The sequence below is a fragment of the Amycolatopsis sp. WQ 127309 genome, from assembly GCF_023023025.1.
In the GTDB taxonomy this organism is placed as follows: Bacteria; Actinomycetota; Actinomycetes; order Mycobacteriales; family Pseudonocardiaceae; genus Amycolatopsis.
In genome coordinates, this window is sequence record NZ_CP095481.1 from 6,512,938 (window position 1) to 6,539,139 (window position 26,202).

The 26,202-nt window shown below is 73.1% G+C and carries 20 protein-coding genes and 1 pseudogene; 13 read left to right on the forward strand and 8 right to left on the reverse strand.

The window, feature by feature from the left end:
* Positions 1 to 24 precede the first annotated feature (24 nt).
* A pseudogene (locus MUY22_RS29700) lies at positions 25 to 578 on the forward strand (endonuclease I family protein); the annotation flags it as partial.
* On the opposite strand, the gene MUY22_RS29705 reads toward MUY22_RS29700, so the two are convergent.
* Positions 575 to 1,153: an HD domain-containing protein gene (locus MUY22_RS29705; protein ID WP_247050000.1), complete on the reverse strand. Its 579-nt coding sequence runs from the start codon at positions 1,151 to 1,153 to the stop codon at positions 575 to 577. The pseudogene MUY22_RS29700 and the gene MUY22_RS29705 sit on opposite strands and share 4 nt — an antisense overlap.
* 71 nt (positions 1,154 to 1,224) lie before the next feature.
* Between MUY22_RS29705 and MUY22_RS29710 the strand changes: the two genes are divergently transcribed.
* Positions 1,225 to 2,187: a GlxA family transcriptional regulator gene (locus MUY22_RS29710; RefSeq protein WP_371827500.1), complete on the forward strand. Its 963-nt coding sequence runs from the start codon at positions 1,225 to 1,227 to the stop codon at positions 2,185 to 2,187.
* A 3-nt stretch (positions 2,188 to 2,190) separates the two neighbouring features.
* Here MUY22_RS29710 and MUY22_RS29715 read toward each other — a convergent pair whose 3' ends face one another.
* From MUY22_RS29715 to MUY22_RS29730, 4 genes are all read right to left on the reverse strand, one after another.
* Positions 2,191 to 4,995, reverse strand: a complete 2,805-nt coding sequence (locus MUY22_RS29715) for an NACHT domain-containing NTPase (protein WP_247050002.1) — start codon at positions 4,993 to 4,995, stop codon at positions 2,191 to 2,193.
* A gap of 56 nt (positions 4,996 to 5,051) precedes the next feature.
* Positions 5,052 to 8,645: a discoidin domain-containing protein gene (locus MUY22_RS29720; RefSeq protein WP_247050004.1), complete on the reverse strand. Its 3,594-nt coding sequence runs from the start codon at positions 8,643 to 8,645 to the stop codon at positions 5,052 to 5,054.
* A gap of 11 nt (positions 8,646 to 8,656) precedes the next feature.
* Complete coding sequence (locus MUY22_RS29725; RefSeq protein ID WP_247050006.1) at positions 8,657 to 9,760, reverse strand: DUF5005 domain-containing protein; 1,104 nt, start codon at positions 9,758 to 9,760, stop codon at positions 8,657 to 8,659.
* A gap of 259 nt (positions 9,761 to 10,019) precedes the next feature.
* Positions 10,020 to 11,021, reverse strand: a complete 1,002-nt coding sequence (locus MUY22_RS29730; RefSeq protein ID WP_247050007.1) for a LacI family DNA-binding transcriptional regulator — start codon at positions 11,019 to 11,021, stop codon at positions 10,020 to 10,022.
* Between the two features lie 211 nt (positions 11,022 to 11,232).
* Between MUY22_RS29730 and MUY22_RS29735 the strand changes: the two genes are divergently transcribed.
* Both MUY22_RS29735 and MUY22_RS29740 read left to right on the forward strand, forming a co-directional pair.
* On the forward strand, positions 11,233 to 11,568 hold the full coding sequence (locus tag MUY22_RS29735) for a DUF3253 domain-containing protein (protein ID WP_247050009.1): 336 nt from the start codon (positions 11,233 to 11,235) through the stop codon (positions 11,566 to 11,568).
* Complete coding sequence (locus MUY22_RS29740) at positions 11,561 to 11,860, forward strand: hypothetical protein (RefSeq protein ID WP_247050010.1); 300 nt, start codon at positions 11,561 to 11,563, stop codon at positions 11,858 to 11,860. Before MUY22_RS29735 ends, MUY22_RS29740 begins: the two co-directional genes overlap by 8 nt.
* A 5-nt stretch (positions 11,861 to 11,865) precedes the next feature.
* Here the strand turns inward: MUY22_RS29740 and MUY22_RS29745 are convergent, their stop codons facing one another.
* Positions 11,866 to 12,717: a helix-turn-helix transcriptional regulator gene (locus MUY22_RS29745; RefSeq protein ID WP_371827501.1), complete on the reverse strand. Its 852-nt coding sequence runs from the start codon at positions 12,715 to 12,717 to the stop codon at positions 11,866 to 11,868.
* A 113-nt stretch (positions 12,718 to 12,830) separates the two neighbouring features.
* Here MUY22_RS29745 and MUY22_RS29750 point away from each other — a divergent pair, with 113 nt between their 5' ends.
* Complete coding sequence (locus tag MUY22_RS29750; protein WP_247064198.1) at positions 12,831 to 13,748, forward strand: NADP-dependent oxidoreductase; 918 nt, start codon at positions 12,831 to 12,833, stop codon at positions 13,746 to 13,748.
* Here the strand turns inward: MUY22_RS29750 and MUY22_RS29755 are convergent, their stop codons facing one another.
* The gene (locus MUY22_RS29755) at positions 13,749 to 14,498 is read right to left on the reverse strand and encodes a dienelactone hydrolase family protein (protein WP_247050012.1); all 750 of its coding nucleotides are present in this window, start codon (positions 14,496 to 14,498) and stop codon (positions 13,749 to 13,751) included.
* 372 nt (positions 14,499 to 14,870) lie between these two features.
* Here MUY22_RS29755 and MUY22_RS29760 point away from each other — a divergent pair, with 372 nt between their 5' ends.
* From MUY22_RS29760 to MUY22_RS29795, 8 genes are all read left to right on the forward strand, one after another.
* Positions 14,871 to 17,312, forward strand: coding sequence for a hypothetical protein (locus MUY22_RS29760; protein WP_247050014.1), 2,442 nt, complete (start codon positions 14,871 to 14,873; stop codon positions 17,310 to 17,312).
* A 365-nt stretch (positions 17,313 to 17,677) separates the two neighbouring features.
* Positions 17,678 to 18,046 (forward strand): roadblock/LC7 domain-containing protein, encoded by a 369-nt coding sequence (locus tag MUY22_RS29765; protein ID WP_326948322.1) that lies wholly within the window; start codon positions 17,678 to 17,680, stop codon positions 18,044 to 18,046.
* 62 nt (positions 18,047 to 18,108) lie between these two features.
* Entirely contained in the window at positions 18,109 to 18,483 is a 375-nt protein-coding gene (locus MUY22_RS29770; RefSeq protein ID WP_247050018.1) for a hypothetical protein, read from the forward strand.
* Positions 18,484 to 18,516: 33 nt separating this feature from the next.
* Entirely contained in the window at positions 18,517 to 19,170 is a 654-nt protein-coding gene (locus MUY22_RS29775; RefSeq protein ID WP_247050020.1) for a hypothetical protein, read from the forward strand.
* 66 nt (positions 19,171 to 19,236) lie between these two features.
* Positions 19,237 to 19,911: a hypothetical protein gene (locus MUY22_RS29780; protein ID WP_247050022.1), complete on the forward strand. Its 675-nt coding sequence runs from the start codon at positions 19,237 to 19,239 to the stop codon at positions 19,909 to 19,911.
* A 199-nt stretch (positions 19,912 to 20,110) separates the two neighbouring features.
* On the forward strand, positions 20,111 to 22,825 hold the full coding sequence (locus tag MUY22_RS29785) for a BTAD domain-containing putative transcriptional regulator (protein ID WP_247050024.1): 2,715 nt from the start codon (positions 20,111 to 20,113) through the stop codon (positions 22,823 to 22,825).
* A 243-nt stretch (positions 22,826 to 23,068) separates the two neighbouring features.
* Positions 23,069 to 23,617, forward strand: a complete 549-nt coding sequence (locus MUY22_RS29790) for a hypothetical protein (RefSeq protein ID WP_247050026.1) — start codon at positions 23,069 to 23,071, stop codon at positions 23,615 to 23,617.
* Positions 23,618 to 23,642: 25 nt separating this feature from the next.
* Positions 23,643 to 24,260, forward strand: coding sequence for a hypothetical protein (locus MUY22_RS29795; RefSeq protein ID WP_247050028.1), 618 nt, complete (start codon positions 23,643 to 23,645; stop codon positions 24,258 to 24,260).
* Between the two features lie 286 nt (positions 24,261 to 24,546).
* On the opposite strand, the gene MUY22_RS29800 is transcribed toward MUY22_RS29795, so the two are convergent.
* Positions 24,547 to 26,202, reverse strand: a complete 1,656-nt coding sequence (locus MUY22_RS29800; RefSeq protein ID WP_247050030.1) for an acetylserotonin O-methyltransferase — start codon at positions 26,200 to 26,202, stop codon at positions 24,547 to 24,549.

The window sequence follows — 26,202 nt, forward strand, 5'->3', positions numbered from 1 at the left end:
GCGCACACCCCGCCGTATCCGGGCATCATCAGCACCACCACGAAACTGACCTACGACGAGGTGTGGGACGGGATCAAGGCCGCCGACGAGGACCCCGCGAACCCGGCGAACGTCATCCTCATCTACAGCGGCCGTTCCCAGGCGAAGACCGCGAACGGCGGCGACCCGGACCAGTGGAACCGGGAGCACGTCTGGGCGAAGTCCCACGGCGACTTCGGCACGGCCACCGGCCCGGGCACCGACCTGCACCACCTGCGCGCCGAAGACGTCTCGGTCAACGCCGAGCGGGGCAACAAGGACTTCGACGACGGCGGCGCCCCGGTCGCCGAGGCCCCGGACAGCCGCACCGACGAGGACTCCTTCGAGCCGCGCGACGCCCGGATCTGGAACCCGACGACAGCGTCGACAACGGCTCGGCGCCGAACATCGGGCGGCTCTCGGTCTTGCTGGCCTGGAACGCCCAGGACCCGCCGGACGCCGCCGAGCAGCACCGCAACCAGGTGATCTACGACCGGTTCCAGCACAATCGCAACCCGTTCATCGACCACCCGGAGTGGGCGGACTCGATCTACGGTTAGCCGCGTTGGCGCAGCAGTTCCGCCGCGATCGAGTACGGCGGGGCCGCCGCCTTCGAACGGGACGCGTGCTCGACGATCGCGTCCTGGAGGTACCGGTTGCCCGCCGGTCGCGGGTAGGCGGCGTAGATCTCCCGCAGCGAGCCGGGATCGACGTCGGCGAAGACGCCCGCGTCGGTGAAGACTCCCTTGTGGGTCAACGAAGTCAGCAGCCCGCACCGGTCGGCGATGCCCAGCGACGAGTGCAGCACGATCGCCTCCCAGACGCGGTCGACGTCGGCGGCCGCGACGCCGTGCTCGGTCAGCGCCGCGGCGGCCAGGTCCGCGCCTTCCACCTCGAACCGCGCTCGGCCGCCCGCCCGGGAACCCAGGCCCAGGTCGTGCAGCGCGCACGCGGCGAACAGCAGGTTCTCGTCGTAGGCGGCGTCGGTCACGCTGCCTTCCCGCCGCGCCACCAGGCGGGCGAACAGGAAGCTGCGGACGCTGTGGTCGGCGATCGGGGCGCTCTCCGACTCCCGGGCCAGGCGGAGGCTCGCTTCGGTGAGCGGGCCGGTGGGCAGCGCGAGTACGTCGTTCATGACCCTGACCGTAGGAATGAGACGCTGCGCACGAAAGTGGCCCGAGTGCCAATCGGCGCTATGATCGGGCCATGACCACGGTGGACCGGCACCAGGTGGCGGTGCTCGTGCTGCCCGGCGTGCCGGCGCTCGAATTCGGCATCGCGACGCAGATCTTCGCGACGGACCCGTTCTACGAGATGACCGTCTGCACGACCGGCGGTCCCGGGCCGGTGCCGGGTGACGGCTTCACCGTCACCGCCACGGCCGGGCTCGACGCGCTGGCCGCCGCCGGCACCGTGATCGTGCCGGGCTTCGAGGGCGTCGAGACCCCGCCGGCCGCAGGCGTCCTGGCCGCGCTGCGGGCGGCCCACGGCCGCGGCACCCGGCTCGTCTCCATCTGCACGGGCGCGTTCGCCCTCGCCGCGGCCGGGCTGCTCGACGGGCGCCCCGCGACCACGCACTGGAAGTACGCCGATCTCCTGCGCCGGCTGTACCCGCGCGTCGAGGTCGTGGCGAACCGGTTCTACATCGACGACGGCGACATCCTCACCTCGGCCGGCGTGACCGCGGGCGTCGACCTGTGCCTGCACCTCGTGCGCCTCGACCAGGGCCCCGCGGCCGCCAACAGCCGCGCGCGGTTCCTGGTCGCCCCGCCGCGGCGCACCGGCGGCCAGACGCAGTTCGTCGAGCAGCTCCGGGCCGAAGCGACGGGCGACCGGCTCGCCCCGCTGCGGAGCTGGATGCTCGGCAACCTCGGCGAAGACCTCAGCATCGACGTCCTCGCGCGGCGCGCCCACGTGTCCCGGCGGACGCTCATCCGCCGTTTCCGCGAGGAGACGGGGACGTCGCCGATGGCCTGGCTGGCCGACGCGCGCATCGACCGCGCGCGCGAGCTGCTGGAGACGACGACGCTGTCGGTCGAACGCATCGGCCGCCGCACCGGGCTCGGCGCGCCGTCGTCGGTCCGGGCGGCCTTCCACCGCCACATCGGCACGTCGCCGCAGGAGTACCGGACGCTCTTCCACCACAGCGGCACCCAGCCGGAGCCCTGAGCATCAGGCGAGGGCGAGGACGATCCGCTCGGTGGGCGGCGCCTGGCCGGCCGCCCGGCGTTGCAGCAGGGTGACGCCGGCGGCGATCTCGTGGAACGCGGCCCCGAGCTCAGCTTGGTCGTGCGCCCGCATTTCCGCCGCTAGGCACAACGCCGCGAGCCGCAGGGCGGTGGCCGAGTTCGAGGTCAGGGGCCGCTCCCGCGCGAAGACGGGCCGCGCCTCCAGCTCCAGCTTCGCGGCGACCTGGCGGGCCCACGCCGACCCCGTCGTGTGCTCCCGCGCCCGGGACACCTTGCCCGCCAACGCCTCCGGGGACTGCGGCGCGGTGGCGGCCGCGGCCCCCGCCTCCTCGGTCAAGGCGGCGGCGAGGTTCGTCGCCCAGGCGGTGGCGGGGGTGGCGGACCGGAGCAGGCCGGCCTGGGCGTGGGCCAGGGCCCGGCCCAGCACCTGGTCGAGGCCGAGCACCCGGATCCGCGCGAGCTCGGGGGTGAGGACGCGGATCAGCGTGCTGTCGAGGTCCCGGTCCACGGTCAGGTCGAGCTCGTCCGCCAGATCGAGGACGGCGTCGTGTTCCACCGCGAGGTCGTGGGCCAGCTTCCGGAGCCCGGCCGGCGGCAGGGTGTGGCCGATCGAGCGGACGCGGTCGTTCGGGATCAGCTTGAGCAGCAGCGGCCGCAGCAGGGACGGGGTGGACCGGGTGATGTCGTCGCGCACGTAGTCGACGAGCGTCCGCGCGGGGACGAGGTGGGGGTGGCCGGTCCCGGGGGAGCACCACAGGTCGAGGCCGTCCAGCCAGGCGCAGGGCGCGACCGAGCGGCCGCGGGCCGGGTCGTCGAGCTCCGCCCGCCGGGGCAGCCGGTAGACGGCCTCGCCGACGAGGACGTGGTTGACCCAGCGGACGAACGCGGCGGCGTCGCTGCCCCGCACGCCGGTGACCGCGGCGTCCGGGGGCGCCGGCGGCCCGTCCGGCGCCGGTGCCCCGGTGTCCAGCCGGTAGAGGTCGTAGAGACCGCCGGTGACCGGCCGGGCGCAGACCCGGGCGCCGTCGCCCACCTGGACCTGCGGACGCAGCTGCCGGGTCAGCAGCACGGCCGCCCGCAGCCGGCGGTGCCCGGCGTCCTCGCCGGGCCGGGCCGCGGGTTCGAGGAACTCGTCGAGCCGGCTGCGCAGCTCCGGGGCCAGCTCGCTGTTCTGCTCCGCGCAGTCGACGGCGAGGGACAGGGCCGTGACGCCGCCGACGCGCAGGCAGGCGCGGACGATCGGGTCGGCGTCGGACTGCGCGGCGTACAGCAGGGTCGATTCGCGCCACCACAGGTCGTCGACCGCGCCGGTCAGGACGTCGACCAGGCCCTTGTCCCGGGTGTGGACGGCGGCGAGGTACTCCTGGAACGTGTGGTGGGCGAAGGAGTACAGCCCGCTTTCCCGCTCGACGAGCAGCCCGTTGGAGCCGACGTCGGCGAGGAACGCCTCCGCGGTGAGGTCGCGGGACACCCGCCGCAGCGCCTTCCCGACCTCGGTCAGGACGTCGGCGCGGGCCAGGTCGCGCACCCGGTCCCGCATCATCGAGTACGCCAGGCTGCGCAGCACCATCTCCTTCTTGTCGCCGCCCAGCTCGATCGGGAGCTTCTTGGCTTCCTGGCGGCGCCAGAGCATGACCTGGCAGATTTCGCAGTAGAGGTCGGCGCGGCTGCCGGGCAGGGCGCCGCGGTACCGGTGCACGTTGGCGATCATCGTCAGCAGCAACGGGTTCGCGGTCAGGTCGCGCAGCGCGACCGCCTCGCCGAGCCGCTCGAGCAGGTCCTCGGTGGCGGCCGCGGCCCGGGTCCGCACCTCGTCGGCCCGGTCGCCGGTGCTGTACCGCTCGACCGCGGAGTACCAGCCCTCGACGAAGCGCTTGACCTGGTCGTCGGTGAAACTGCGGACCTGCAGCACGGTCGCGCCGCCGATGCCCGCGGTCCGGTAGCCGTGCGGGCGCGAGGTGATCACGAAGTCGTTCTTCGGGTGGTGCTGGATCTGGCGCTCGACCCAGTCCGCGACCTTGCGGCGGTCCTCCTGCCGGGCGACCTCGTCCAGCCCGTCGAGGAGCACCACGCAGTGGCCGTCGCGCAGCCGCTGCTCGAACCAGCCGGGCGGTTCCTCACCGCAGTTCCGCCCGGCGACGCCGCGCACGAGGTCGGCCAGGCCGGTGTCCGGCGCCGACAGCACCGCGTCGACGTGGTCGCGCAGGTGCAGCAGGATCGGCACCCGCCGGTGCCGGCCGCGGCGGCCGAGGCAGATCCGCCGCGCGGTGTGCCGCAGCAGGGTGGTCTTCCCGCTGCCGGGCGCGCCGACGAGGGCCAGCACGACCGGCCGCGGCCGGTCGAGGAAGTCCGGCAGCGACTGCCGGTCGGTGGCGTTCGCCCGGCGGTCGGGCAGCAGGCTGTCGGCGACGTCCTGCGGCGGCCGGAACGTGAGGCTGACGTCGACGAACACCTCGTCCAGCTCCGGCGTGTGGAAGCCGATGGTCGCGAGGCCCTTGAGGTCGATGAACCGCAGGCTGCCCAGCACGAACTCCCGGTACCGCCGGCCGAACAGGGACAACCGCCGGACCAGCCAGCGGTCGACCCGGTCCACGATCCGCGCCCGCCACCGCTCGCGCAGCTCCCGCGCGATCTCCCCGGTGACCGTCAGCAGCCCGACGACCAGCGCGTACGCGGCCAGCAGCACGCCCGACAGCACCGGGTGGCCGGCCCAGACCGCCACGACCGCGGGTGCGGCCCCCGCCACCACCAGCGCGAACTTGCCCACCGCTCCCGCTCGACTCCCCATGGTGACCAGACGATACGGGGTGTTTCGCCGTTTCGGTGACGTTCGCGGGCGATCCGTCAGCTGGTGCGGCGCGGCACGTTGAGCCCCTCCACCACGAACCGCGGGCGGCCCGACGCCAGGGCGTGGGACGGCCACGACACCGTCACCGCGGCCGTCTCGCCGGGGAGCAGCCACAGGTAGTTCTCGCTGCAGCGCAAGGGAAGGACCCGCTCGTCGGTGCGCGCGTCGCGAGCCGAGACCCGGGCGCCCGCGGTGACGACGCGGCCGGTGTTGCGCAGCGTCACCACCGTCTCGCCGCGGTCGCCGTCACGCCGGATGGGGCCGGCGTGCAGGGAGACGTCGGCCGGGGTCCTGGTCAGCTCCCGGGCGTCCGCCGGGGTGCGGTAGCGCCAGTAGACGTTGCGCGACAGCTCGGTGCCGTCCCGCCCGACCAGCCGCAGGCGCAGCAGGTGCAGGGCCGGCAGTTCGGCCGTGAACGGCACGGTGAAGGCCGCTTTCACCGACGACGCCGGTACCGACACCGGCGCGGTCACCGGCTCGCCGAGTGGGCGTCCACGCAGGTCGAGCAGCTCGGCGTGCACCGTGGCGCCGTCGAGGGTCCGCGCGGTCTGGTTGACCGCGTGCACCTGCCAGTCCGACAGCCGCGCCTGCACGTGGAGCGGCTCACAGCCCTTGCGCGCGCCGTGGAAGCTGCCGTTGGTGTCGAGGTCGTAGTCGTAGGTCTGCCAGACCGTGCTGTGGTGCGCCGGGTGCGACATCCACAGCAGCACGCCCGACGCGTCGTCCCAGAGTGCCGCGTTGTAGGCCTCGAAGATCGCCCGCATGCTCTCGTAGTTGACGAGCTGGGCCTTCGCGCAGAAGTCGTCGAGCGAGGTCCCCGGCCCGAAGCGGTCCTCGATCGCGCCGCGGTAGGTGTCCGGGTTCTGCCCGCCGCGGGTGCACCAGTCGTGGTGGAACCAGACGTCGCCGATCGGCCACGACGGCTGGTCGCCGGCCAGCCGTCGCATGCTCTCCGCGACGGGCACGGTCGGCAGGCCGATCTCGCTGTGGAAGCCGTAGCTGCCGATCGAGTACGTGTCGCCGTCGAAGTAGCGCGCCGGGTCGATCCACGAGTACGGCCCGTGCCCGGTGACGACGCCGCCCGCCGAGTTGCCCTGGTACCACAGCTCCGGCTGCTGCGCAGCCAGCATCTTCCGCAGGCCGGCGTCCATCGCGGCGGGCGGGTCGCTCTCGTTGGTGGCGCACCAGACCACGATGGACGGATGGTGGCGGTACCGTACGACGGTGTCCGTCGCGATGGTGAGGAAGATGTCGTTGTCCGGCGGGAAGATCGCGTCCCCGGCCCAGAAGTCGTTCCACACCAGGATGCCGTTCTCGTCGCAGGCGGCGAAGAACTCCTCGCGGTTGCTGGACCCGACCCAGTTGCGGATCATCGTGAAGTTCATGTCGCGGTGCAGCGCGACGGCGTCGGCCATCCGATGGGGGAGCACCCGGCGCAGCAGCTCGTCGAAGCCCCAGTTGCCGCCCTTGGCCAGCACGCGCACGCCGTTGACGCTGATCTGCAGCGGCGTGCCGGAGTTGCTGACCTTCTTGACATCGGTCCAGGTTGCACCGTCGTCGGAGACCTGCACGGTGAACGTCAGCGCGTACGCGGTCTCCCAGGTGAGCACCACGCGGTCGAACGCCACCGCGGCGCCCAGGTCCACCTGGATCCACTGGTTGTCGGAGTAACCCGACGACCAGCGCGTGTCGTCGCGCCCGTCCACGGCGTTGGGGGCTTTGTCGTTCGCGTTGTCCTCCGACGACGCCGTCGCGGTCTTGCCCTGGGCCAGGTCCGGCCCGGAACCGTCCACAACGGACAGTGTCCACAGCGAGATGCCGTAGCCGGTGGCGCGCTTCCCGCCCTGGAACCGGAGGTACCGCGCGGTGGTCCGGTCGAACTCCACCGTCTGGGGTGGGGAGTGGTCGGTGGCCGGGTCGATCACGATGGGCTGGGTCGCGGTGTAGCCGAACTGACGCAGTCCTGTTTGGACGGTCCGGCGGTCGCTGACCTGGTTTCCGACGCTCGCCGTGGTCGTCAACGGGTGCAGCTTCGGATCGCCGTACCCGTTGGGCCACCACAGGTCTGGGCGCCGCAGCCGCAGCGCCGGGTCGGTCGCCGGGGTGAACGTCACGTCGGCCGAAGCGCCCGCCGCGAGGGTGATGCGGCGGCTGACCCGGGCGCCCGCCAGCTCGGCGGCGACCGTCACGGTCCGGGCCGTCGACGACGCGTTGCGCACCGGCACGACCAGCGTCACCTCGGCGACCGAGGTGTCCGGCAGGTTCGGCAGCCGCGTGTCGACGCGCGGTTCGCCGAGCACGGCGTCGCCGGTCGAGCGCAGCCGGACGTGGTTCCAGATGCCCGCGCCGCGGTCGCGGACGCCGGGCATCCAGTCCCAGCCGCTGATCGAGATGTAGCCCGGCAGGTCCTGCTGCTCGGCGTTGGAGTTCAACGTCGAGACGCCGTCCGGGCCCTTGTCGCCGGGGTTGCCCGGGTGCGGCATCGGGTCGATCCGCACGGCCAGCGCGTGCGCGTCCTTCCCACGCAACGCCGTGGTGACGTCGAAGGCGGCGCGCGCCACCGGGTGGGTGAGCGAGCCGACGGCGGTGCCGTCGACCCAGACCTCGGCGTGGTGGTCGATCCCGTCGAACTCCAGCCAGACGCGGCGGCCGGCGTCGAACCCGCGCGGCAGCGTGAACTCGCGGCGGTACCACCAGCTGTGCCGCGAAAGCGCTTCCGGCGCGCGCATGTTGCCGAACCCGGACGTCGGTTCGGGCAGCTTGCCCTGCTCGACCAGTGCCGTGTGGACGGTGCCGGGGACGGTCGCGGGCAGCCACGTCGACGTGTCGACACCGGCGCGGGCGAGCGCGGCGCCGTCGGCGGACGGCAGCCGCGAGTCCATGGTCAGGGTCCAGCCCGACTCGAGCGCGACCGTGCCGTCCGCCGCGGTGACCAGGCCGGGCGGCCGGGTGGTGTGGCGGCCCCAGTCGGTCCAGCCGGTGGCGTCCGGCCGCGGGTGGTCGGACCGGCCGTAGACCTCGAAGGCGTTGACGCCCAAGGGGTTCGCGTTCGCCTGCTGCTTCGCGGTGAGCCGCACCCAGCGGGCGGTGACCGGCTTCGGCAGCGTGACCTCGACGCGGCCGCCGGGGGAGCCGGTGGCGTCGTGGACCGTCTGCCAGGTGCGGCCGTCGGCAGAGACGTCGAGGGTGAACGCGACCGCGGAGCTGGACAGCACCTCCCAGCCGGTGGTGTTCAGGAACGGGTTGATCCCGGACGCCGGGGTGAACACCGGGTCCGCGGCGGTCGCCTCGAACACCAGCACCACCGACTCGATCCGGCAGGCGGCCTGCAGGTCCACGGCGATCCACTGGGGATCACCCGCGCCCGCCCGCCAGCCCGAGCCCTTCACCCCGGTCTCGGCCAGCCCGTCGACGGCGAACCACGCCGGCGTCGGCGCGTAGGCCGTCGAGGACACCGTCACCGGCCGGTAGCGCGCCAGGTCGGTCGCCGCTTGGGCCCCGGCCGCGGCGGGGAGCGCGGCCGGCACGCCGAGCGCGGCGAGCAGCACGGCGTTGGACTGCAGGAACGTACGACGGGACAAACCGCTCACGGTCCGGGCTCCTAACGGGAGAGCTTGAGATCGACGAACCGCGGGCGGTTGTTGTCGATGTTCGCGTAGAGGTCGGCCAGCTTCTCGCTGTTGGTGTTGTAGGAGATGACGAGATCCCCGGGCCGGCTGATCTCGGGGTGCGCCGCGACGTTGTAGGTGTAGCGCCCGTTCCCGGCCTCGGGCGCGGTGTAGATCGTCTCGCCGCCGGTGAACGGCCCGACCGGGCTCGTCGCGTGGTAGGCGTGGATGGTGCTTTCCAGGCCCGAGCCGAACGTCGTCAGCAGGTATTCGCCGCCCACCGGCGTGACGCCGAAGGAGCTGCCGACGTTGCCGAGCAGCCGCGCCGACGCCGCCGGGTCGGCCGACCAGCCCGTCGCGGTCCGGAACTGCCACGGCCCGTCGAGCCGGCCGATCGGCGCGCGGGCGACGTGCAGGTACTTCGTGAAGCCTTCGCCCTCGACGCCGTAGATGTAGGTCCACGCGCCGTCGCGCGTCAGCTCGGTGCCCCACTGGACGTTGCCGGCCGACGCCACGTCGGTGAGCTTCTCCAGCCGGAACGTGTACGGGTCGAGCGTCGCGAGCTTGGTCTTCGTCCAGGCGAAGTTGAACGGCGGCGGGTCGTCGGTCGGCGCCTGCTCGAACTCGATGACCCGCAGCTTGCCCCCGTCGACGATGCCGTCGCCGTTCCAGTACCAGTAGTCGTTCGGCTCGCCCGGGCTGTTCGGCGTCGGGCCGACCAAGGACTTCGGGTGCCCCGGCGGTCCGGGCGCGATCGTGGTGAGCAGGTGCTTCGCGTCCGGTGTGGACAGTACGGCCGAGTTGTGCGTGAACGGCGAGGACTCCGGCAGGCTGTCGTCGGCGCGCACGGGCCCGAAGAACGTGTCGTTGTACAGCCAGACGTCCAGTCCGGACGGCAGCCGCGTCGAGTAGGTGCCGTCGGCCGCGGCCCAGCCGACGCCGGGACGGCGGCCGAAGTCCTGCCAGCGCTGGGTGAGCGCGGTGTCGGCTGTGGCGCCGAGAATCCGGAGTGGACGGTTCGTCGCGGCGGCGGGTCCGGCGAGGGCGAGGGACGCGGTGACGGCGGCGGACAGCGCCAGGGTGCGGCGGAACTTCATGGTCGCTCCTCGGGTGGTCAGCGGTGACCGAGCGGTTCGACTTCGGCGACGGACGGCGAACGGGACCTGGCGGCGGAAGACGGCCACGGAGGGCTCCCTCGAAGGTCGGGTGGGGCGGGCGCCGACGTGCTGGTTGACAACGTTGGCAACGCGGCCCAGTCTCGGACGGCGTTGTCAGCGTTGTCAATGGCCAGGACTGGACAGAACCGCTGTCCGGTGCGGGTTTCCGAATCGGCCGCGGGTTCGCTTGAGCGTTGGCTCAGCGCCCGGTGGAGCGCAACGCGACACCCCGGCCCTCGCCCGACCCACGCTGTACGAGCGTCGTCGGCAGGACCACCCGCCGTGGCCGTGAACGGTCGCCGTCCAGGCGGGCGAACAGCAGCTCGGCCGCCCTTTTGCCCAGCTCGCGGGGGTCCTGGGCCACCACCGTCACGCCCAGCACCTGGGCCAGCTCCGAGTCGTCGAACGCGACCAGTGCCGTCCGCGGCGCGCTCGACTCGGCGATGGCCCGGGCCACCCCGCCGACGAGACGTGGGTTGTCGGCGAACAACGCCGTGGGGGCGTCGGGTGCGGCCAGCAGCTCGGCGGCGGCCCGGTGGGCGGCCGGGGCGTCGACGGCGTCCGTGCGGACCGCGTGGGGTTCGAGACCCGCCTCGGCCAGCGTCGCGCGGAAGCCGCGCAGCCGCTCCCGGGCCGTGTGGATCACGGGGGAGTGGCCGACGTAGGCGATCGCGCGGTGGCCCTGCCCGAGCAGGTGCGCGACGGCCTGGCCGGCGCCCTCGGCGTGCGCGGCCAGCACGCAGTCCACCGGCAGCCGCTGCGGCGGGCGGTCGGCGAACACGATCCGCGTGCCGACGTCCAGTTCCGGACGCAGGTGGTCGTGCCGGCGGTCGGCCGAAACCACGATGAGCCCGTCGAGGCGGCGCTCGACGAACGTGCCGAGCAGCCCGCGTTCGCGCGCGGGATCCTCGTCGGAGCCGGCGACGAGGGTGGTGAACGACCGCGCCGTGCTGACCTGCTCGATCGCGCTGAGCATCCCGGCGTAGAACGGGTCGGCCAGGTCCGCGGTGAGCACGCCGATGCCGCCGGCAGGCCGGTCGGTCCGCCTCAGGCCGACGGCGTTGCTGTTGGGCCGGAACCCGAGCCGGCGGATCTCGGCCTGGACGCGCCCGCGCACGTCGTCGCTGATGAACGGGTAGTTGTGCACCACCCGCGACACCGTCTTGACGCTCACCGACGCGGCCGAAGCGACATCGCGCATGGTGGGCCGCCCGGTGGGCGCCGGTCCACGCCGGCCGCCGGTCGGCCGCTCCGCATCCGGGGCTCGCGTCACGGCGGCGACCCTACCTCAGCCGGGAGTCTTTGCCGGGCAACAGGATTCGCCCGGGACGCCGCGCCGCCGAGTGCGGACCGATCGCGGGTTCCGCGGCGCGAACCCGGCAGGGCCAGGCGAGCGGTGCGATGCTGGCGTGATGAGCGATCCGCGGCGCGAACTCGAACGGGCCCGGGACGGTGGCGGCCCCGGTGCGGACCAGGCCCGGGTCGCCCTGACCGCCGACGCGCCGGACGACCAGCTGCGCGCCGCGATGCTCGGGCTGGCCATCGGGCGCGGTGCGGGCAGCAGCACCTGTCCGTCCGACGCGGCGCGGGCCGTCGCCGACGACTGGCGGCCGTTGCTGCCGCGGGCCCGGGAGCTGGCGCGTGAACTCGCCCGGGCCGGTGAGGTGCGGCTCACCCAAGGCAGCCGGTCGCTCGATCCGGACGGCGAGTGGCGGGGACCGATCCGGATCCGGCGCGTCGATGGCTGAGCCGGAGCGGACGCCGGACGGGCGCTTCATCGTCGTCGACGGACGGCGGTGGCGGGCCACCGATCCGGAGATCCCGGAGGAAGACGCGGCCCGGTTGCGCAGCCTGCTGATGCGGGCCCGCCGGGACGTCGGCACGGCCCGCCGCGGCCAGGACGTCGACGCCGAACGCGAGGCCCGGTCTCGCGTGCACACCGCCAAGGTCGCGCTCGGTGAACGTGGCACGCCCTGGTGGGAGCAGGATTCCGCGCAGCGGCGGCAACGCTGGCAGGACGGCCTGGACGCGCTGGGCTGATCCGCTCAGGCCGGCTCCTCCGCACAGCGGTGCTGCGGGCCCAGCACACGCAGCACGTCCAGGGCGTCGGTGCCGCCGGGCGGCGGGGTGAAGACCCGCAGCCGCTGGTCCGCCGCGGGCGTCGCCAGCAGCTCGCAGTCGAACTCGATGGCGCCGAGCTCGGGGTGGCGCAGCCGGTACCGGTGGGCGCGGCGCACCGCGACCTCGTGCCGGTCCCACAACGCCGTGAACTCGGCACTGGCCGCGCGCAGCCGGGCGACCAGCGCGCGTGACGCCTCGTCGTCGCCGCGGCGGGCGACCGCGGCACGCAGGTCGGCGACCAGCTCCCGGCCGTGTTCCTCGTGCTCTTCGGCCGTGAAGTGATCGCGGACGGCCGGCTCGGTGAACCAGCGCAGGACGACGTTGCGGTCCTCCGGGGCCACCGTGCACACGCACCCGAACAACGCCAGCGCCAGGTCGTTCTGCGCCAGCAGGTCGCCCAGGTCGCTCAGCACCTGGACCGGGACGCCGTCCAGCCGGTCGAGCAGGTACAGCAGGCTCGGCCGCAGGTACTCCCCTGCCCGCGCGCCCTCCGGCGGCCGGTGCCCGGCGAGCAGGTAGAGGTGGTCCCGCTCGTCGGCGGTCAGCCGCAGCGCCCGCGTCAGCGCGGCCAGCAGCTGGTCCGACGGCTGCGGGCTGCGCGCCTGCTCGAGCCGCATGTAGTAGTCGGCCGACATCCCGGCGAGCACCGCGACCTCCTCGCGGCGCAGCCCCGGCGTCCGCCGCCGCGGCCCCTCGACCAGCCCGACGTCGCGCGGGGTCAGCCGCTCCCGGGACCGGCGCAGGAAGTCGGCGAGCTCGCCGCGGTGCATTCCCATGTGTCCATGGATAGCACCGTTCGCCGGCCGCATCATCGGACCGCCGGTCCTAGGTGGACCGCTCCGTTCCCGGATCGCCGGAACCGGGGCACGGTCGTGGGGTGAGCGAAACGATGAAAGCGGTGCGGTTCCACGCCTACGGCGGGATCGACGTCCTGCGGGTGGACGAGGTGGCGCGCCCGGTGCCCGGCCCCGGCCAGGTGCTGGTCGAGGTCCGCGCGGCCGGGATCCAGCCCGGCGAGGTGATGATCCGGGAAGGCGCGCGGCACGGGCGCTGGCCGGCGACGTTCCCGTCCGGGCAGGGCAGCGACCTGGCCGGCGTCGTCGTGCGGGCCGGGCCGGAGGTGCGCGGGTTCGCGGTGGGCGACGAGGTCCTCGGCTTCACCCACGACCGGGCGAGCCACGCGGAGTACGTCGCCGTCGACGACGTGCGGCTGACCCCGCGGCCGAAGGGGCTGCCCTGGGACGTCGCCGGGTCGCTGTACGTGGCGGGCACGACCGCCTACGCCACGGTGTTCACCGTCGACCCCGGACCGGCCGACACGGTCGTCGTGTCCGGCGCGGCGGGCGGGGTCGGGTCCCTGGCCGTGCAGCTCGCGCGCCGCCGCGGCGCCACCGTGATCGGGCTGGCGAGCGCGCCGAACCACGCCTGGCTGAGCGGCCACGGCGTCATCCCGGTCGCGTACGGCGACGGCGTGGCCGACCGGATCCGGCAGGTCGCCGGTGGGCAGGTCGACGCGTTCATCGACACGGCCGGCGACGGCTACGTCGACCTGGCCGTCGAGCTGGGCGTGCGGCCCGAGCGGATCGACACGATCCGCGACTGGCCGGCCGCGGCCCGGGTCGGCGCGCGCACCGCCGGGGAGGGCGCGGCGGCCTGCGCGGTCGTCGTCGGCGAACTGGCCCGGCTCGCCGCGCGCGGCGAGCTCGAGGTGACGATCGCCCGGACCTACCCCCTGGAGCGCGTCCGGGACGCCTTCCGCGAGCTGGAGCGGGGGCACACCCACGGCAAGATCGTGCTCAAGCCTTGATCAGCCGCCGGCCAGGGTGCGGTGCAGGAGGGGGAGCAGGCGGTCCCAGTGGCGTTGCAGCGCCACCGGGTTGAAGGCGTCGGTGTCCGACATCGTGAAGCCGTGGACGCTGCCGGGGTAGATCTCGGTGGCGTAGCCGACGCCGGTGGCGGCCAGGGCCTCGTTGAGCTGGTCGACGGCCTCGGGCCGCATGTCGTTCTCGGACAGCCCGAGGTGGACCTCGGCGGTGAGGTCCGAGAGCAGGCGGTGCGGGCTGTCGGGCGCGTCGGTGACGAGGAAGCCCGGGTGGAACCCGGCGACCGCGGCCACCCGGGCGGGGAACGCCGCCGCGGTCCGCAGCGCCAGGGCACCGCCGATGCAGTAGCCCAGCACCGCGGCCGGCCCGGCGGCGACTTCGGGCTGAGCGGCGAGGAACCCGAGGTAGGCGTCGGCGTCGCGCAGGATCCGCTCGGTGGTGTGCTCCTCGAGCAGCGGCATCAGCCGGGCGATGATCGCGGGCCGGACCTCTTCGCCGATGTGCTCGGGCAGTTCGATCACCGGCGCCGGGCCGTGGCGGTAGTAGAGGTGGGGGACGAGCACGTAGTACCCGTGCCCGGCCAGCTCGCGGGCCTTGCTCTCCAGTTCGGGCCGCAGGCCGAAGGCGTCGGTGTAGAGCAGCACACCCGGGTGCCGCTCGCCGTCGCCGGGGAAGGCGGCGAAGGCGTCGGCCTGGCCGTCCGGGGTGGGAATCCGCAGGGTGGTGCTGGGCATGGCTTCTCCTGTCGTGGTCGATGGGTGGAGCTGTGATCGACCCGACGGGGGCGGCGCCCGCGCGGCGCTCAGAAGAGCACCGGGTAACCGTTCCGTGTGTGGCGCGAGGCCGTCCCGGTAGTCATGGCCCCCACTCTAGCCTGCCGGACAATTCGGGCGTAACTCGGACGAGTGACGACGTACCGGCGTCCAGGTGACGGTAAAGCGAAACGGTCATCGCCGGAGCGGGTGTCCACCATTTCGCCGCGGTCACGAATTGCGCCGAAGGAGTCGGCCCGGTCGGCGCCCGGGTGTCGTCCCTTCAACGGTTTCCCCGCGCGGCATACGATTTTCCTCCGGCCCGGAAAATCGGAAAAGAATCGAGGAACGTTCATGCGAAGACGCATGCGTGCGCGCCGCCTGGGGGCGGCCACCCTGCCCCTCGTGCTCATGGCCGCCGCCTTCCCCCTGCCCGCGACGGCGGCCGCCGCCGCCCCGCCTCTTTCGGGACTGACCAAATCGGTGCAGGGCACCGGATCCCCGGCGGACCACGGCGCCACCGCGAACTGGGTCGTCGGCTACGACGACCGCGCGAGCACCACCGGCCCCGCGACCATCACCGACGCCGTCGCCGCGGGACAGGCCTACCAGAGCGGCTCCCTGCACGCGCCGCCCGGCTGGACGCCGTCGTGGTCCACCGACGGAAGCGCTTTCACGGGCACCGAACCCGCCTCCGGCGTGACGGCCGTGCGCGCGACGAACCCACGCTCCGGTGCGGACGCGACCGCGTTGACCGGCAACCTCACCCCGCCCGTGCAGGCGGTCACGACGGCGACCGGCGGTGACGGTTTCACCCCGCTGCTGAACCGCACGCCCGACGGCACGCTGCAGGCGTGGAACGTCTTCCACCACGTCAACACCACCAACCCGAAGCTGGTGTGCACCGACGTCGGCACCGGCCAGCGCTGCCCGGGTGGCCCGTGGCCGAAGCCGCTCAACACCACGCCCGGCCCGCTCGGCAGCGGCGCCACCGGCGACATCGCCAGCACCCTGACCCCGCAGTACGTCCGCAACCCGGCCGCGCCCGCGCAGGTCTACTACCCGGCCCTGACGGCCACGTCGGTCGGGGTCGGCTGCCTCGACCTGGCCGCCGCGGCGAACTGCGGGTACTGGCCGCTGACCGCGACCGGCGGCTCCCCGTCCGCCGTCAACAGCATCGCGGGTCTCGTGGAGAGCGGCGGCAACCTGTACGGCGTCGTGAGCACCGGCGCGGTCGTCTGCTGGACCATCGCCACGAAGAGCGCGTGCGGCGGCCAGCCGTACGCGCCGATCGTGCCGCCCAGCAACAACCAGCCGGGAAACACCCTCGCCCACATCTACGGCTCGATGACCGTCGTGGCGGGCAAGGTGTTCGCGTCGTCCTCCGTCCCCGGCGTCGGCCGGCCCGCGCTGGGCTGCTTCGACCCCGCGACGGCGACGGCGTGCGCCGGCTGGGCGGCGTCGAAACCGACCGGCCCGCCCGGGAACTACACCTACAACGCCTACACCTTCTTCAGCACGGCGAGTGTCCCCGTGGGCGCGTGCTCGACGACGAACGGCGCCACGGAGGTCACCACCTGCTTCGCGCTGGACGGCTCGGCGCTCCCGGCGCCGCCGGTCGCGGCGGCGCTGCCGGCCGGGGTGTGGGTCTTCAACCCGGAGGTGGTCACCGACTCGGCCGGCCACCTGCGCAGCTACCTCGCGATCTGGAACGGCGGGTTCGCCGGGGCGGCGCTGTGCCACGACTGGACGACCGGCGCCGCGTGCGCGGGCCTGTCCGGCCCGATCACGCACCCGGCGGCCAACGGCGGCAACACGCGGGACTACGGCTACACCTACGACCCGCCCACGGGCTGCCTCATCGGCCTGGGTGACGCGGGTGTGCTGTTCTCGATGGACCCGGCGACCGGCGCCACGCCGTGCGTCCGGTCCGGCGGGCAGGTGACGCTGAAACCCGGTGACTTCTACTGCGACGGCGGCACCGGGCACGTCCAGGGCTACACGGCCGCGCGGCTGACCGGCATCACACCGTCCAATGTGGACCTGGCCGCGTCGCGGGTCACCGTCGTCGACCAGAGCGGCACGGTCGTCCCGACGCCCGGCTTCGCCCCGGACGGCTCCGTCGACCTCACCGGCGTCTCGGCCGCAGCGCACCCGTCGATCACGGTGACGACGTCGCTGGTGCTCACCAGCGCGGCCGACTTCGGCGGCGGCAACCAGCCGCAGCTGGTCGTCGACTACGCGGGCGACGCGCCGCAGCTGTGCTTCTCGACGAAGATCGCGGCGGACTGCGCGGTGACGTCGGTGGCGAACACGGCCACCGGCACCGACACGACGGGCGCGTTCACCTCCAACACGGTGACGCTCCCGGTCGCGCCGGGCGCCGCGTGCACGCCGAAGGTGGTGGTGCAGAAAGAGATCTGCGCCTCGGCGACGGCGTCGAAGTGTGGACCCGGCGGGGTGGGACCGTGGGCCAAGCAGGCCCCGGTCGGTCTCCTGGGCCTGCTGAACGCGACGGCGTACTGGCGGATCACGGTGACGAACCAGGGTCCGGTCGGCATCACGGCCGGCCAGGTGGTGGACAGCGTGGAGCCGTCGTGCCAGACGGGTCCGTTCACGCTGGCGGCCGGAACGTCCAAGCAGGTGTACTGCTCGACGTACGCGCTGCTGAGCCTGTTCCCGCTCACCAACCGCGCGAAGGCGAGTTACGTGCCGGTGAACGTCCCGCCCGGGACGCCGCCGACACAATCGGAGTGGTCCTCGGCGACGGCGTGTTCGTTGCTCTGCATCCTCTGATGGGCTCAATGGAGCAAGGTGCTGACCCGTCGCCTTGAGTGACGGTTTCGAAAACCGGGGTGCCGCCCGTGGTCGTGGTTTGTTTCCGCGATCCCGCGGGCGGCATTTCGGCTCTTCACGGCCGGTTCCCGGGAGTTTGAAACCACCGATTCACCGTGCGCGTGATCAATCGACGGCAATCGATCCGGTCGAAATCGCCGTTGTTACGAAACCGGCAGTCGATTCACTCGATCGTGTAACTCTCGTCGGGGTCTTCCGGAGTCGATAGGCGAAAAGTGGTGCCGACGGTATGGTCTGCCGTCGGAAGAGCGATCCGAATGGCTGATCGCCCGGATCTTCTGCCATTTCGGAAGAAAGAACGCACTGTGGACTTCGACGCATTGGCCGGCGAACTGCGGAATTTGCGCGAAAACGTCGCCGGGGTGACCGACACCGTGCTGGCCGCGGTCGACGGGATACCGATTCTCGCCGACGCGGCCGACACCGTCGACCCGGCGAAGATCTCCGCCCTCGCGGCCGCCGACCTCGGGATCGCGCGCCAGGCCGCGCAGATCACCGGGCAGGGCACGCTGCACCAGACCGTGGTGTTCAGCAGCGAGGGCTACATGGCCGTCTACGCCATCGGCCGGCTGGCGCTGATGGTCGTGCTGGGGGACAAGGGACTCAACGTCGGGCGGCTCCTGTTCGAGTGCCGGCCCGTCATCGAGCGGATCAGCTCGATCCTGGCCGCATGAAGCACGGCGCCCACCGGGACCGCGAGGCCGTCGACCACCATTTCACAGAAGGAAGTGACGTCATGACGAACATCGACACCGCACTGAAGGAAGCCATGTCGATCGCCGGCGCCGTCGGCGTCGCGCTGGTCGACTACGAAAGCGGGATGTCACTCGGCACGAGCGGCAGCGGCGAATGGCTGGACCTGGAGGTCGCCGCGGCCGGCAACACCGAGGTCGTGCGGGCGAAGCTGCGGGTGATGTCCTCGCTCGCGCTCAACGACAACATCGAGGACATCCTGATCACGCTGCACCGCCAGTACCACCTGATCCGGCTGCTGAACACCGTGTCGTCGCGCGAATCCCTGTTCCTGTACCTGGTGCTGGACCGGGAGCGGGCGAACCTGGCGCTGGCCCGGCACTACCTCAAGCGCATCGAAGCGGACCTGCAGGTATAGGCGGCCGCGCGGCCACCGGGGGAGGAGGCGGCGTTGACCGGCGGTTCCAGCGCCGCGCTCGTCATCGGCTCGGCGTTCATGGACGACCTCGGGCCCCTGTTCCCGGTGCGGATGAGCCTCGCCGGCGAAGACCTGGAGTTCACGTTCGTGCTGTCGGAACACCCGCCCGGCGGCGTGACGCAGTGGGTGCGGACGTGGTCCGGCACCGGGGTGGCCGGCCGGGTGCCGCGGTTCTTCGCCGACGCGGGTGGCCGCCGGATCCGCGTCGAGCTGGCCGGGACGGCGGTCCGGGCCGTCATCGTCGTGCCGGCGGGCGAGCCGGCCGCCCCGCACCCCGGCCGCTGGCAGGACCAGGTGCCCACGGCGCTGAAGATCACACTGGAGGAGATCGCGCGGATGCTCTCGCGGTGCCACCACCACGCCGGCGGCGCCGAGCCGCTGATCGACCTGGAGCTCGGCTACCGCCCGGCGGCCGGCTACGAGACCCGGCTCGCCGCGGCCCACGAGCCGGCGCGGGGCTGGGTGCCGCCGGTCCGCCCGGCGCTGACCCTGCGCTGGCGCGCGGCGACCGCGGCCCAGCGCAAGGCGTTCGCCGACGAACTGCCCGAGACGACGACCGCCCGCCGCTGGATCCGCCGTCGGCACACCGCCCGGATCATGGGCCTCGAGGTGGAACTGCCTTCATGAATGTCACGGCGGTGTCGTGACGTGGTGACACTGCCGGCCGGCCGCGAGGACGGCTGGAATCGAGGCATGACTTCGACGGCCAAGAAGCTCGGACGGCGCTTTCGGCTCGGCAGGGTGCGGCCCGGGGACGGGAGCGCGCTTCGCGACTACCGTCCCTGGCAGCTCTTCTCCCGGTCGCTGTTCTTCCTCGACCTCGCCGACAGCCACGCGTACGCGGTCGACGTCCGGTACCTCGCCGATGCGAAGAGCCGGCGACAGCACGAAAGGGGCGCCGGGAAGAGCCCGGCCGCGCTGTACCGGGACGGCGTCCAGGTCGCGCGCTCCAACCTGCCGGCGACCTTCCCGGTGCCCGGCGGGGTGATCGAGGTCGCCACCAGCGCGTTCGGCCTGAAGCGCCTGCGGTTCGTGGCCGACGACGGCACCGAGCACGCGCTGCGGCCGCACCGGCGGTCCCAAGAAGGACTGCGGGCGCGGTTCGGGCAGCGCTACCCGCGCGCCAGCGCCGTCGTCGGGGCCGTGTCCCTCGTCGTCCTCCTGGTCGCGCTCGCCGTCAGCCTGCTCCACGGCGCGGAGGCCCTCACCCGGATCCCGCTCGTCGCCGAGCACGTCGGCGCGTTCACCTCGCCGATCCACCTGCCGACGTGGGCGAAGATCGCCATGGGCGGCGCCGGGATCCTCGCCGGGGTCGAACGTGCCTCGCGGCTCCGGTTCAACCGGCTGATCGACTCCGTCGCCTCCTGATCGTCACGACGGCCGGTGGTGGGCGCCACCCCCAGTGCCACGCCCACCACCGGGTCGCCCCGGCAACCCCCTCGGTCACCGGGCCTCCAGGGTTCCGGACGCCGTCCTCGTTTCGTCCTCGCGCCGGCATCCCGCGCGCCACCAGCGCGTTTCGAGGTCCGGACGCCGGGCGCTAGCCTGGAGGACGAGGGGGGAAACGATGAGGTTCCGTGTTCTCGGGACACTGGAAGCGCGGGTGCACGGGGATCGGGTCACGTTGGCGAGCCCGCGTGAACAGCGCGCGCTCGCCACCCTTCTGCTCAACCCCAACGCCGTCGTCCCGGTGGAGCGCCTGATCGACGCGCTCTGGGAGGACGAGCCGCCCGCGACGGCCGTGAAGCAGGTGCGCAACTGCGTCTCCGCGCTGCGCGGCCGGCTCGGCGAGACCGGCGGGATGATCGTCACCGACGGCCCCGGCTACCGCCTGCAGACCGGGATCGACGATCTCGACTCGCTGCGCTTCCGCCGTCACGTCACGGTGGCCCGGGGGCTCGCCGGGCAGGCGAAGCTCGCCGACGCCGTCAAGGAGATCCGCGACGCGCTCGCCCTGTGGCGGGGCCCGGCGCTCGACGGGCTGCGGACGTCCGCGCTGGCCGGCCGGGCCGCGGCACTCGACGAACAGCGTTTCGACGCCGTGGAGCTGTGCGCCGACTGGCAGCTGCGGCTCGGCGAGACGGGTGAGGTCGTGCGCGAGCTGACCGAGTTCTGCGGCGAGCACCCGATGCGCGAGCTGTCCCACCTGCTCCTGATGCGCGCCCTCGCGAAGGAGGGCCGCTACGCCGAAGCCTCGACGTTGTTCCACGGCCTGCGCCGGCGGCTGGCCGACGAGCTGGGCGTCGACCCGAACCCCGGTCTGCGACGGCTCCACGAGCAGATCCTGACCGAGGCCACGCCCAGCGCCCCGGCCGACGTCGCCCCCGAGGCGGCGGCCACGCCGGATCGCCACCTCGGCCGGGCGGTCACCGAGCTGGCCGAAGCCGTCACGTGGCAGTGGCGCGCGGAAGCCGAGCTGCGGTCGCTGCACCGGCCGCAGCCCATCGCCCTGCGCTGGTCGGCCGCCGCCCGGCCGGGAAAGCCCGCGCTGCGGGGCGACCTCGACGACATCGCCGGGACGTACACCGCGCTGCCGGTGCCGCAGCTGGTCGTGCTGGGCGATCCCGGGTCCGGCAAGTCCGTGCTCGCCCTGATGCTGACGCTGGAGCTGCTGCGTACCCGCGCTCCGGGTACCCCGGTCCCGGTCCTGCTGTCGCTGGCCTCCTGGGACCCGCGGCGGGAACACCTCGACCGGTGGCTGGCCGACCGGCTCGCCGACAACCACCCGGCCCTGCTCACCGCCGGGGAGTACGGGCCCGGCGCGCCCACCCGGCTCGTCCTCGGCGGCCACGTCGTCCCGGTCCTCGACGGCCTCGACGAGATGCCGCCCGACCTGCGCGTCGCGGCGCTCGACGCGCTGGACCAGACCATGGCCCGGGGCCGCTCGCTGGTGCTGACCTGCCGCTCGGCCGAGTACGAGCAGGTCACGCGCGAGTCCGGCGCGGTCCTGGGCGCCGCCACCGTCGTGCGGCTCGAACCCGTGGCCCGGCAGGAGGCGATCACCTACCTGTCCGCGCGGGCGGGCGCCGGCCAGGACCGCTGGCTCCCGGTGGCCGACCGGCTGCGCCGGGAGCCGGACGCGGCACTGGCCCGGGTGCTGCGGACGCCGTTGATGGTCGACCTCGCGCGGATCGGCTACGGCCGGCTCGGCGCGGATCCCGCCGAGCTGCTCGGCGCGGACGACGCGGCCGTCCTCGAAGGGCAGCTGCTCGACTCGTTCGTCCCCAACGCCTACGCCCGGGTGCCGCAGCCGCCGGGGCGCAACCCGAAGACCAGCCCGTCCGGGCGGTACACCACGGCGCAGGCGGAGCGCTGGCTGGGGTTCCTGGCCCGGCACCTCGAGCAGACGCGCAGCCGTGACCTGGCCTGGTGGCGGCTGTACCGGGCGGTGCCGGCCGGGACGCGCTCGGGCCTGGTCGGGCTGCTGATCGCGGTGTTGTTCGTCGTCACCGGCTGGGTCGACGACGGCCCGGCGCTGGCGGCGATCTACGCCCTTTCGTTCGGTGGCGCCGGCTACTTGACCCACCGCTTCGCGCGTCCGCCGGAACCACTGCGCACCGAACTGCGCTTCGCCGGGGCCACCCGCAAGTTCGCCGGCCGGTTCGCGATCGGGGCCGTCGTGGGTGTCCTGCTCGGGCTGGGCTGGTCGCTGGCCACCGGCCTGGTCGTCTTCCTGGCGCTCGTGTTCGGGCTGGTGTTCGCGGTGCACGTGTGGCTCGCGAAACCGGTCGACGCCAGCCGCGTGTCGAGCCCGCGGATGATCCTGCGCAACGAGCGGACCGGCGCGATCGCGTTGTCCGTCTCGTTCCTGGTGTCGCTGGGGCTGTTCGACGGGATGGCGTTCGCGTTCACCGCGCAGACGCGGTTCCTGCCGGTGCTGGGCGGCCGCTACGACGTGGCGCTGGGCGTCGCCGGCGGGCTGGCGGGCGCGTTGTTCGGCTGGTTCATGGCCCGCGGCGTCGCGGCCGTGTGCTACGGCCTCGCGGGCGCGATCGCCGGCGGCCAGGTGTTCCCGGCGGCGACGAACCCGGTCCTGCCGTTCGTGGTCGGCGTGTGCTTCGGTGGCGGCATCGGCCTGGCCGTCCTGGTGACACGAGCGTGGGGCAACTACTTCGTCCACCACGCCTGGCTCGCCGCGACCGGCCGCCTCCCGTGGCGCCTGATGCACTTCCTCGACGACGCCCACCGCCGCGGCGTGCTGAGGCAGGCGGGCGGGGTCTACCAGTTCCGCCACGCCCGCGTCCAGGAGCGGCTGGCCGAAGCCAGGTCCGACGAGCGGTAGCGCCACAGTCCGATGTGGACACGATGATCCGTGCCGCGGGCGGACCTGCGGCACCGGGTCATTGTGACACTTTCGATCGCGTCGCCCAACCTTGCGGCATTCGCCGGAGACTAAGAGGCAAGCCCGGCGGTAACCGTGGGCAGCGCGGGCGCGACGTGGATCACCCTGCGCTAACGTCGAAATCATCGACATCACGCATATTCCGGGCATATCACGGCACCGGAATCGGGGAAAGGAATCGCCATGACGAACAACTGGAAGAGAATCGCCGCGACGGCCGCGGCCGCGACGACGGCGGCGGTGGTGAGTGCCGCTCCGGCGGGTGCCGCCGACGTCGCACGGCACTGCGTGCTGAACTCGGAAACCGGTACACAGCAGTGCTTTACCGACTACCAACAGGTGATTTCCTATGCCTCGCAAGGCGCGATCACCACGGCGCCGGCCGACGCGCGTGCGGCGGCACGTGATCTGACGCTGCGCTCGGAGCTCGCCGCGCAGCCGCAGGGCGACGTCATCCAGGGCACGTTCTTCGACGGCGCGGACTACACCGGCGATTCGCTGACGATCACCGGACCCGAGCTGTGCAAGAAGGACGGCTGGGTGAACTGGCAGTTCGACCTCGGCGACGACTGGAAGAACCGGATCACGTCCGTGCAGCCGTGGGGTGACTGCTGGCTCTGGCTCTACCCGGAACCGAATCTCGGCGGTGACCGGGACGGCCCGTTCAAGGAGAACAACGGCAACATCGGGTCCTACATGGACAACCGCACCCAGTCCATCGGTTTCAGCTGATCGTCCGACGAAAGGAATGCCGACCATGACCGGCAAGCGCACGGCACTGACGGCGGCGGGCATCGGCCTGCTGACCGCCGCCGGACTCTTCGTCACCGCCCCGGGGGCCTCGGCCGAGGGCCAGCCCACCCCGCGGGAACTGCTCGACAAGTGCGGCAACGGCACCGACTCCTGCGTGTTCCACCCGGCCGGGCCGCCGGAGGAGCACACCGGCGACGGCCACCAGGTCGGCGAGGCGGCCTACAACTGCACGCAGGACCTGCAGCGCAGCACGGTGAACTGGTCGGACACGACCGGCGAGTCGAACAGCTTCGGGGTGTCGCTCTCGGCCGAGTACGGCTTCTCGGAAGTGTTCAAGGTGTCCATCGAGACGTCGTACCAGCACACCTGGGAGTCGTCGCACACCGAAGGGCAGGCGACCAACGTCGACGTCCGGCCGGGGGAGAAGGGCTGGGTGGAGCGCGCGCCGAAGCTGCAGCGGGTGCACGGCACCTACGAGATGCACTTCGGTGACCGGTTCTACGACCACTACATCTGGTACCAGGACTTCGACGCGGACGGCCCGGTGCCCGGCTCCACCGGCGACATCACGCAGCACACGGCGGCGATGACCGACCAGGAGCGCACCGAACACTGCGGCTGAGGCCACGACCCACCGGCCACCGCCCCGCAACCGGGCGGCGGCCGGTGGGCCTAGTGTCGCGCGTCTGAGGTTCGTTGACGGGTCCGGGCGATGCGCCCCAATGTGGCGTTGGGTGCGTTGGACGCACCGAACGCCACATTGGGTGCGTTGGACGCACCCAACGCCACATTGGGGCGTTTGGGGGCCGGGACGCTCCCGGAAACATCGCGGCCCGGCTGGGAAAGTGAGCTTCAAGGGCGACCCTGGACTGGCCTCCTGGCCGTCAGGGGACTTACGACGCGCGACACTAGCTCGTCCGGACCGCGCGCAGGACGTACGCGTCCAGCGCCAGCGGGCGGACGTCGGCCAGGTCGAAGCCCGCGCCGGCCAGCAGCGCGCGGTAGTGGGACTCGGTGCGTTCGCGGCCGCCGACGTTGCACAGCATGTGGATGTCCCACGGCACCGCCAGCGACGCCGTCCCGTCCTCCTCGGGCAGCAGGCGCTCGACGATCAGGAGTTCGGCGCCCGCGGGCATGCCGGCGGCGCAGGTCGTGAGGATCGTGTGGCACCGCTCGTCGTCCCAGTCGTGCAGCACGCGGGACAGCAGGTAGACGTCGCCGTCACCGGGAACGGCTTTCGTGAAGTCGCCGGGCACGAGGGTGCAGCGCGTCGCGTGCTTCGCCAGCGCCGGGCCGGCGACGGCCAGGGCTTCCGGGCGGTCCATCAGCACGCCGGTGACCGCCGGGTGGGCGTCGAGGACGCGGGACAGCAGCGCGCCGTTGCCGCCGGCCACGTCGACGACGACGCCGACGGCCGAGAGGTCGACGACGCGGGTGAGCTCGGCGAACATCGCGTTGCTGGCCGCCATCGACCGGTGGAACAGGTCCGCCAGCTCGGGATTCGCGGCCAGGTGGGCGAAGTGGTGCGCGCCGAAGACCTTCGCGAACGACTCTTCGCCGGTGCGGACGGCGTCGGTGAGCGCGGCGAAGGAGCGGTAGAACGGGCCGCCGTACATCAGAGCGATCGCGCTCATGCCCCCTTCGACGTCCGTTCGCAGCAGCGCTCCGACGTCGGTGAGCACGTGCCCCGCGGGCGTCGCGCGGACGACGCCGAGGGTGGCCAGGTACCGCAGGAGCCGGCCCAGGCTCTCGCGGTCGGTGCCGGTCGCGGTGGCCAGCGCGTCGAGGCCGGCGGTCGTGGCCAGGTGGTCCGGCAGGCGCAGCTCGACGGCCGTGGCGACGGCTTGGGTGGCCCAGGCGCCGGTCAGCAGCCCGAGCAGTTCCGTGCCGGGCTCGGACGCGCGCTGGTGCGCGGCGAGCACCCGCGGGAACTCGCCCGTGCACAGGAGTTCCAGCCGCCGGTAGGCCGGCGCGGGGTGGTGCGCGTCGCGGAAGTAGAGCACGGTGGCGTCTTCGTGGCCGTTGTAACCCCCGCCGTCCGGGCGCAGCTGCCCGGCGATCGCCGCGCACAGTCCACTGAGGACGATCGGGTCGGCCCGGGGCACGGCGAGCGCGAAGTGGTCTTCCCGGCCGTGGCGGCGTTCGTCGGCGGCGATGTGGGCCAGGTCCGGCGGCGTGACGAGGACGAAGATCTCCAGCGCGCACGGCCGGCCGGCGCGGTCGGTCACCGGGGCGCGCAGGATGCCGACCGTCAGGTCGTCGGCGGGCACGCCGTAGCGGCGGGCGAGCCGCTCCCGGACGACGACGCTGTGGCTCATCAGCCCGGTTTCGAGGCCGTGGCGGGCCAGTTCCGCACCGAGCCCGTCCAGCGTGGCCGGGAAGACGAGCAGCCCGACGTGGGAGAAGGGCGCGTGCGCCGCCAGCGCGGCACGCTCGGCGGCAGGCAGCGAAGGTAGGGCCGCCGCGAGCACCGAGGCGGTGTCGACGGCCCGGACGAGGTCCCGCGCCGCGGTGAGGCGGGCGAGGTCCTCCGGGGCGAGCGTGGGGACGAGCGTCGCGGTCAT

Excerpts from the sequence above, each read along its gene's own strand:
- MUY22_RS29770 (WP_247050018.1), top strand. The coding sequence starts at position 18,109 with ATGACGAACATCGACACCGCACTGAAGGAAGCCATGTCGATCGCCGGC.
- MUY22_RS29800 (WP_247050030.1), bottom strand. The coding sequence starts at position 26,202 with ATGACCGCGACGCTCGTCCCCACGCTCGCCCCGGAGGACCTCGCCCGC.
- MUY22_RS29790 (WP_247050026.1), top strand. The coding sequence starts at position 23,069 with ATGACGAACAACTGGAAGAGAATCGCCGCGACGGCCGCGGCCGCGACG.
- MUY22_RS29705 (WP_247050000.1), bottom strand. The coding sequence starts at position 1,153 with ATGAACGACGTACTCGCGCTGCCCACCGGCCCGCTCACCGAAGCGAGC.
- MUY22_RS29735 (WP_247050009.1), top strand. The coding sequence starts at position 11,233 with ATGAGCGATCCGCGGCGCGAACTCGAACGGGCCCGGGACGGTGGCGGC.
- MUY22_RS29725 (WP_247050006.1), bottom strand. The coding sequence starts at position 9,760 with ATGAAGTTCCGCCGCACCCTGGCGCTGTCCGCCGCCGTCACCGCGTCC.
- MUY22_RS29715 (WP_247050002.1), bottom strand. The coding sequence starts at position 4,995 with ATGGGGAGTCGAGCGGGAGCGGTGGGCAAGTTCGCGCTGGTGGTGGCG.
- MUY22_RS29730 (WP_247050007.1), bottom strand. The coding sequence starts at position 11,021 with ATGCGCGATGTCGCTTCGGCCGCGTCGGTGAGCGTCAAGACGGTGTCG.
- MUY22_RS29755 (WP_247050012.1), bottom strand. The coding sequence starts at position 14,498 with ATGCCCAGCACCACCCTGCGGATTCCCACCCCGGACGGCCAGGCCGAC.
- MUY22_RS29795 (WP_247050028.1), top strand. The coding sequence starts at position 23,643 with ATGACCGGCAAGCGCACGGCACTGACGGCGGCGGGCATCGGCCTGCTG.
- MUY22_RS29745 (WP_371827501.1), bottom strand. The coding sequence starts at position 12,717 with ATGGGAATGCACCGCGGCGAGCTCGCCGACTTCCTGCGCCGGTCCCGG.
- MUY22_RS29780 (WP_247050022.1), top strand. The coding sequence starts at position 19,237 with ATGACTTCGACGGCCAAGAAGCTCGGACGGCGCTTTCGGCTCGGCAGG.
- MUY22_RS29740 (WP_247050010.1), top strand. The coding sequence starts at position 11,561 with ATGGCTGAGCCGGAGCGGACGCCGGACGGGCGCTTCATCGTCGTCGAC.
- MUY22_RS29785 (WP_247050024.1), top strand. The coding sequence starts at position 20,111 with ATGAGGTTCCGTGTTCTCGGGACACTGGAAGCGCGGGTGCACGGGGAT.
- MUY22_RS29750 (WP_247064198.1), top strand. The coding sequence starts at position 12,831 with ATGAAAGCGGTGCGGTTCCACGCCTACGGCGGGATCGACGTCCTGCGG.
- MUY22_RS29760 (WP_247050014.1), top strand. The coding sequence starts at position 14,871 with ATGCGAAGACGCATGCGTGCGCGCCGCCTGGGGGCGGCCACCCTGCCC.
- MUY22_RS29710 (WP_371827500.1), top strand. The coding sequence starts at position 1,225 with ATGACCACGGTGGACCGGCACCAGGTGGCGGTGCTCGTGCTGCCCGGC.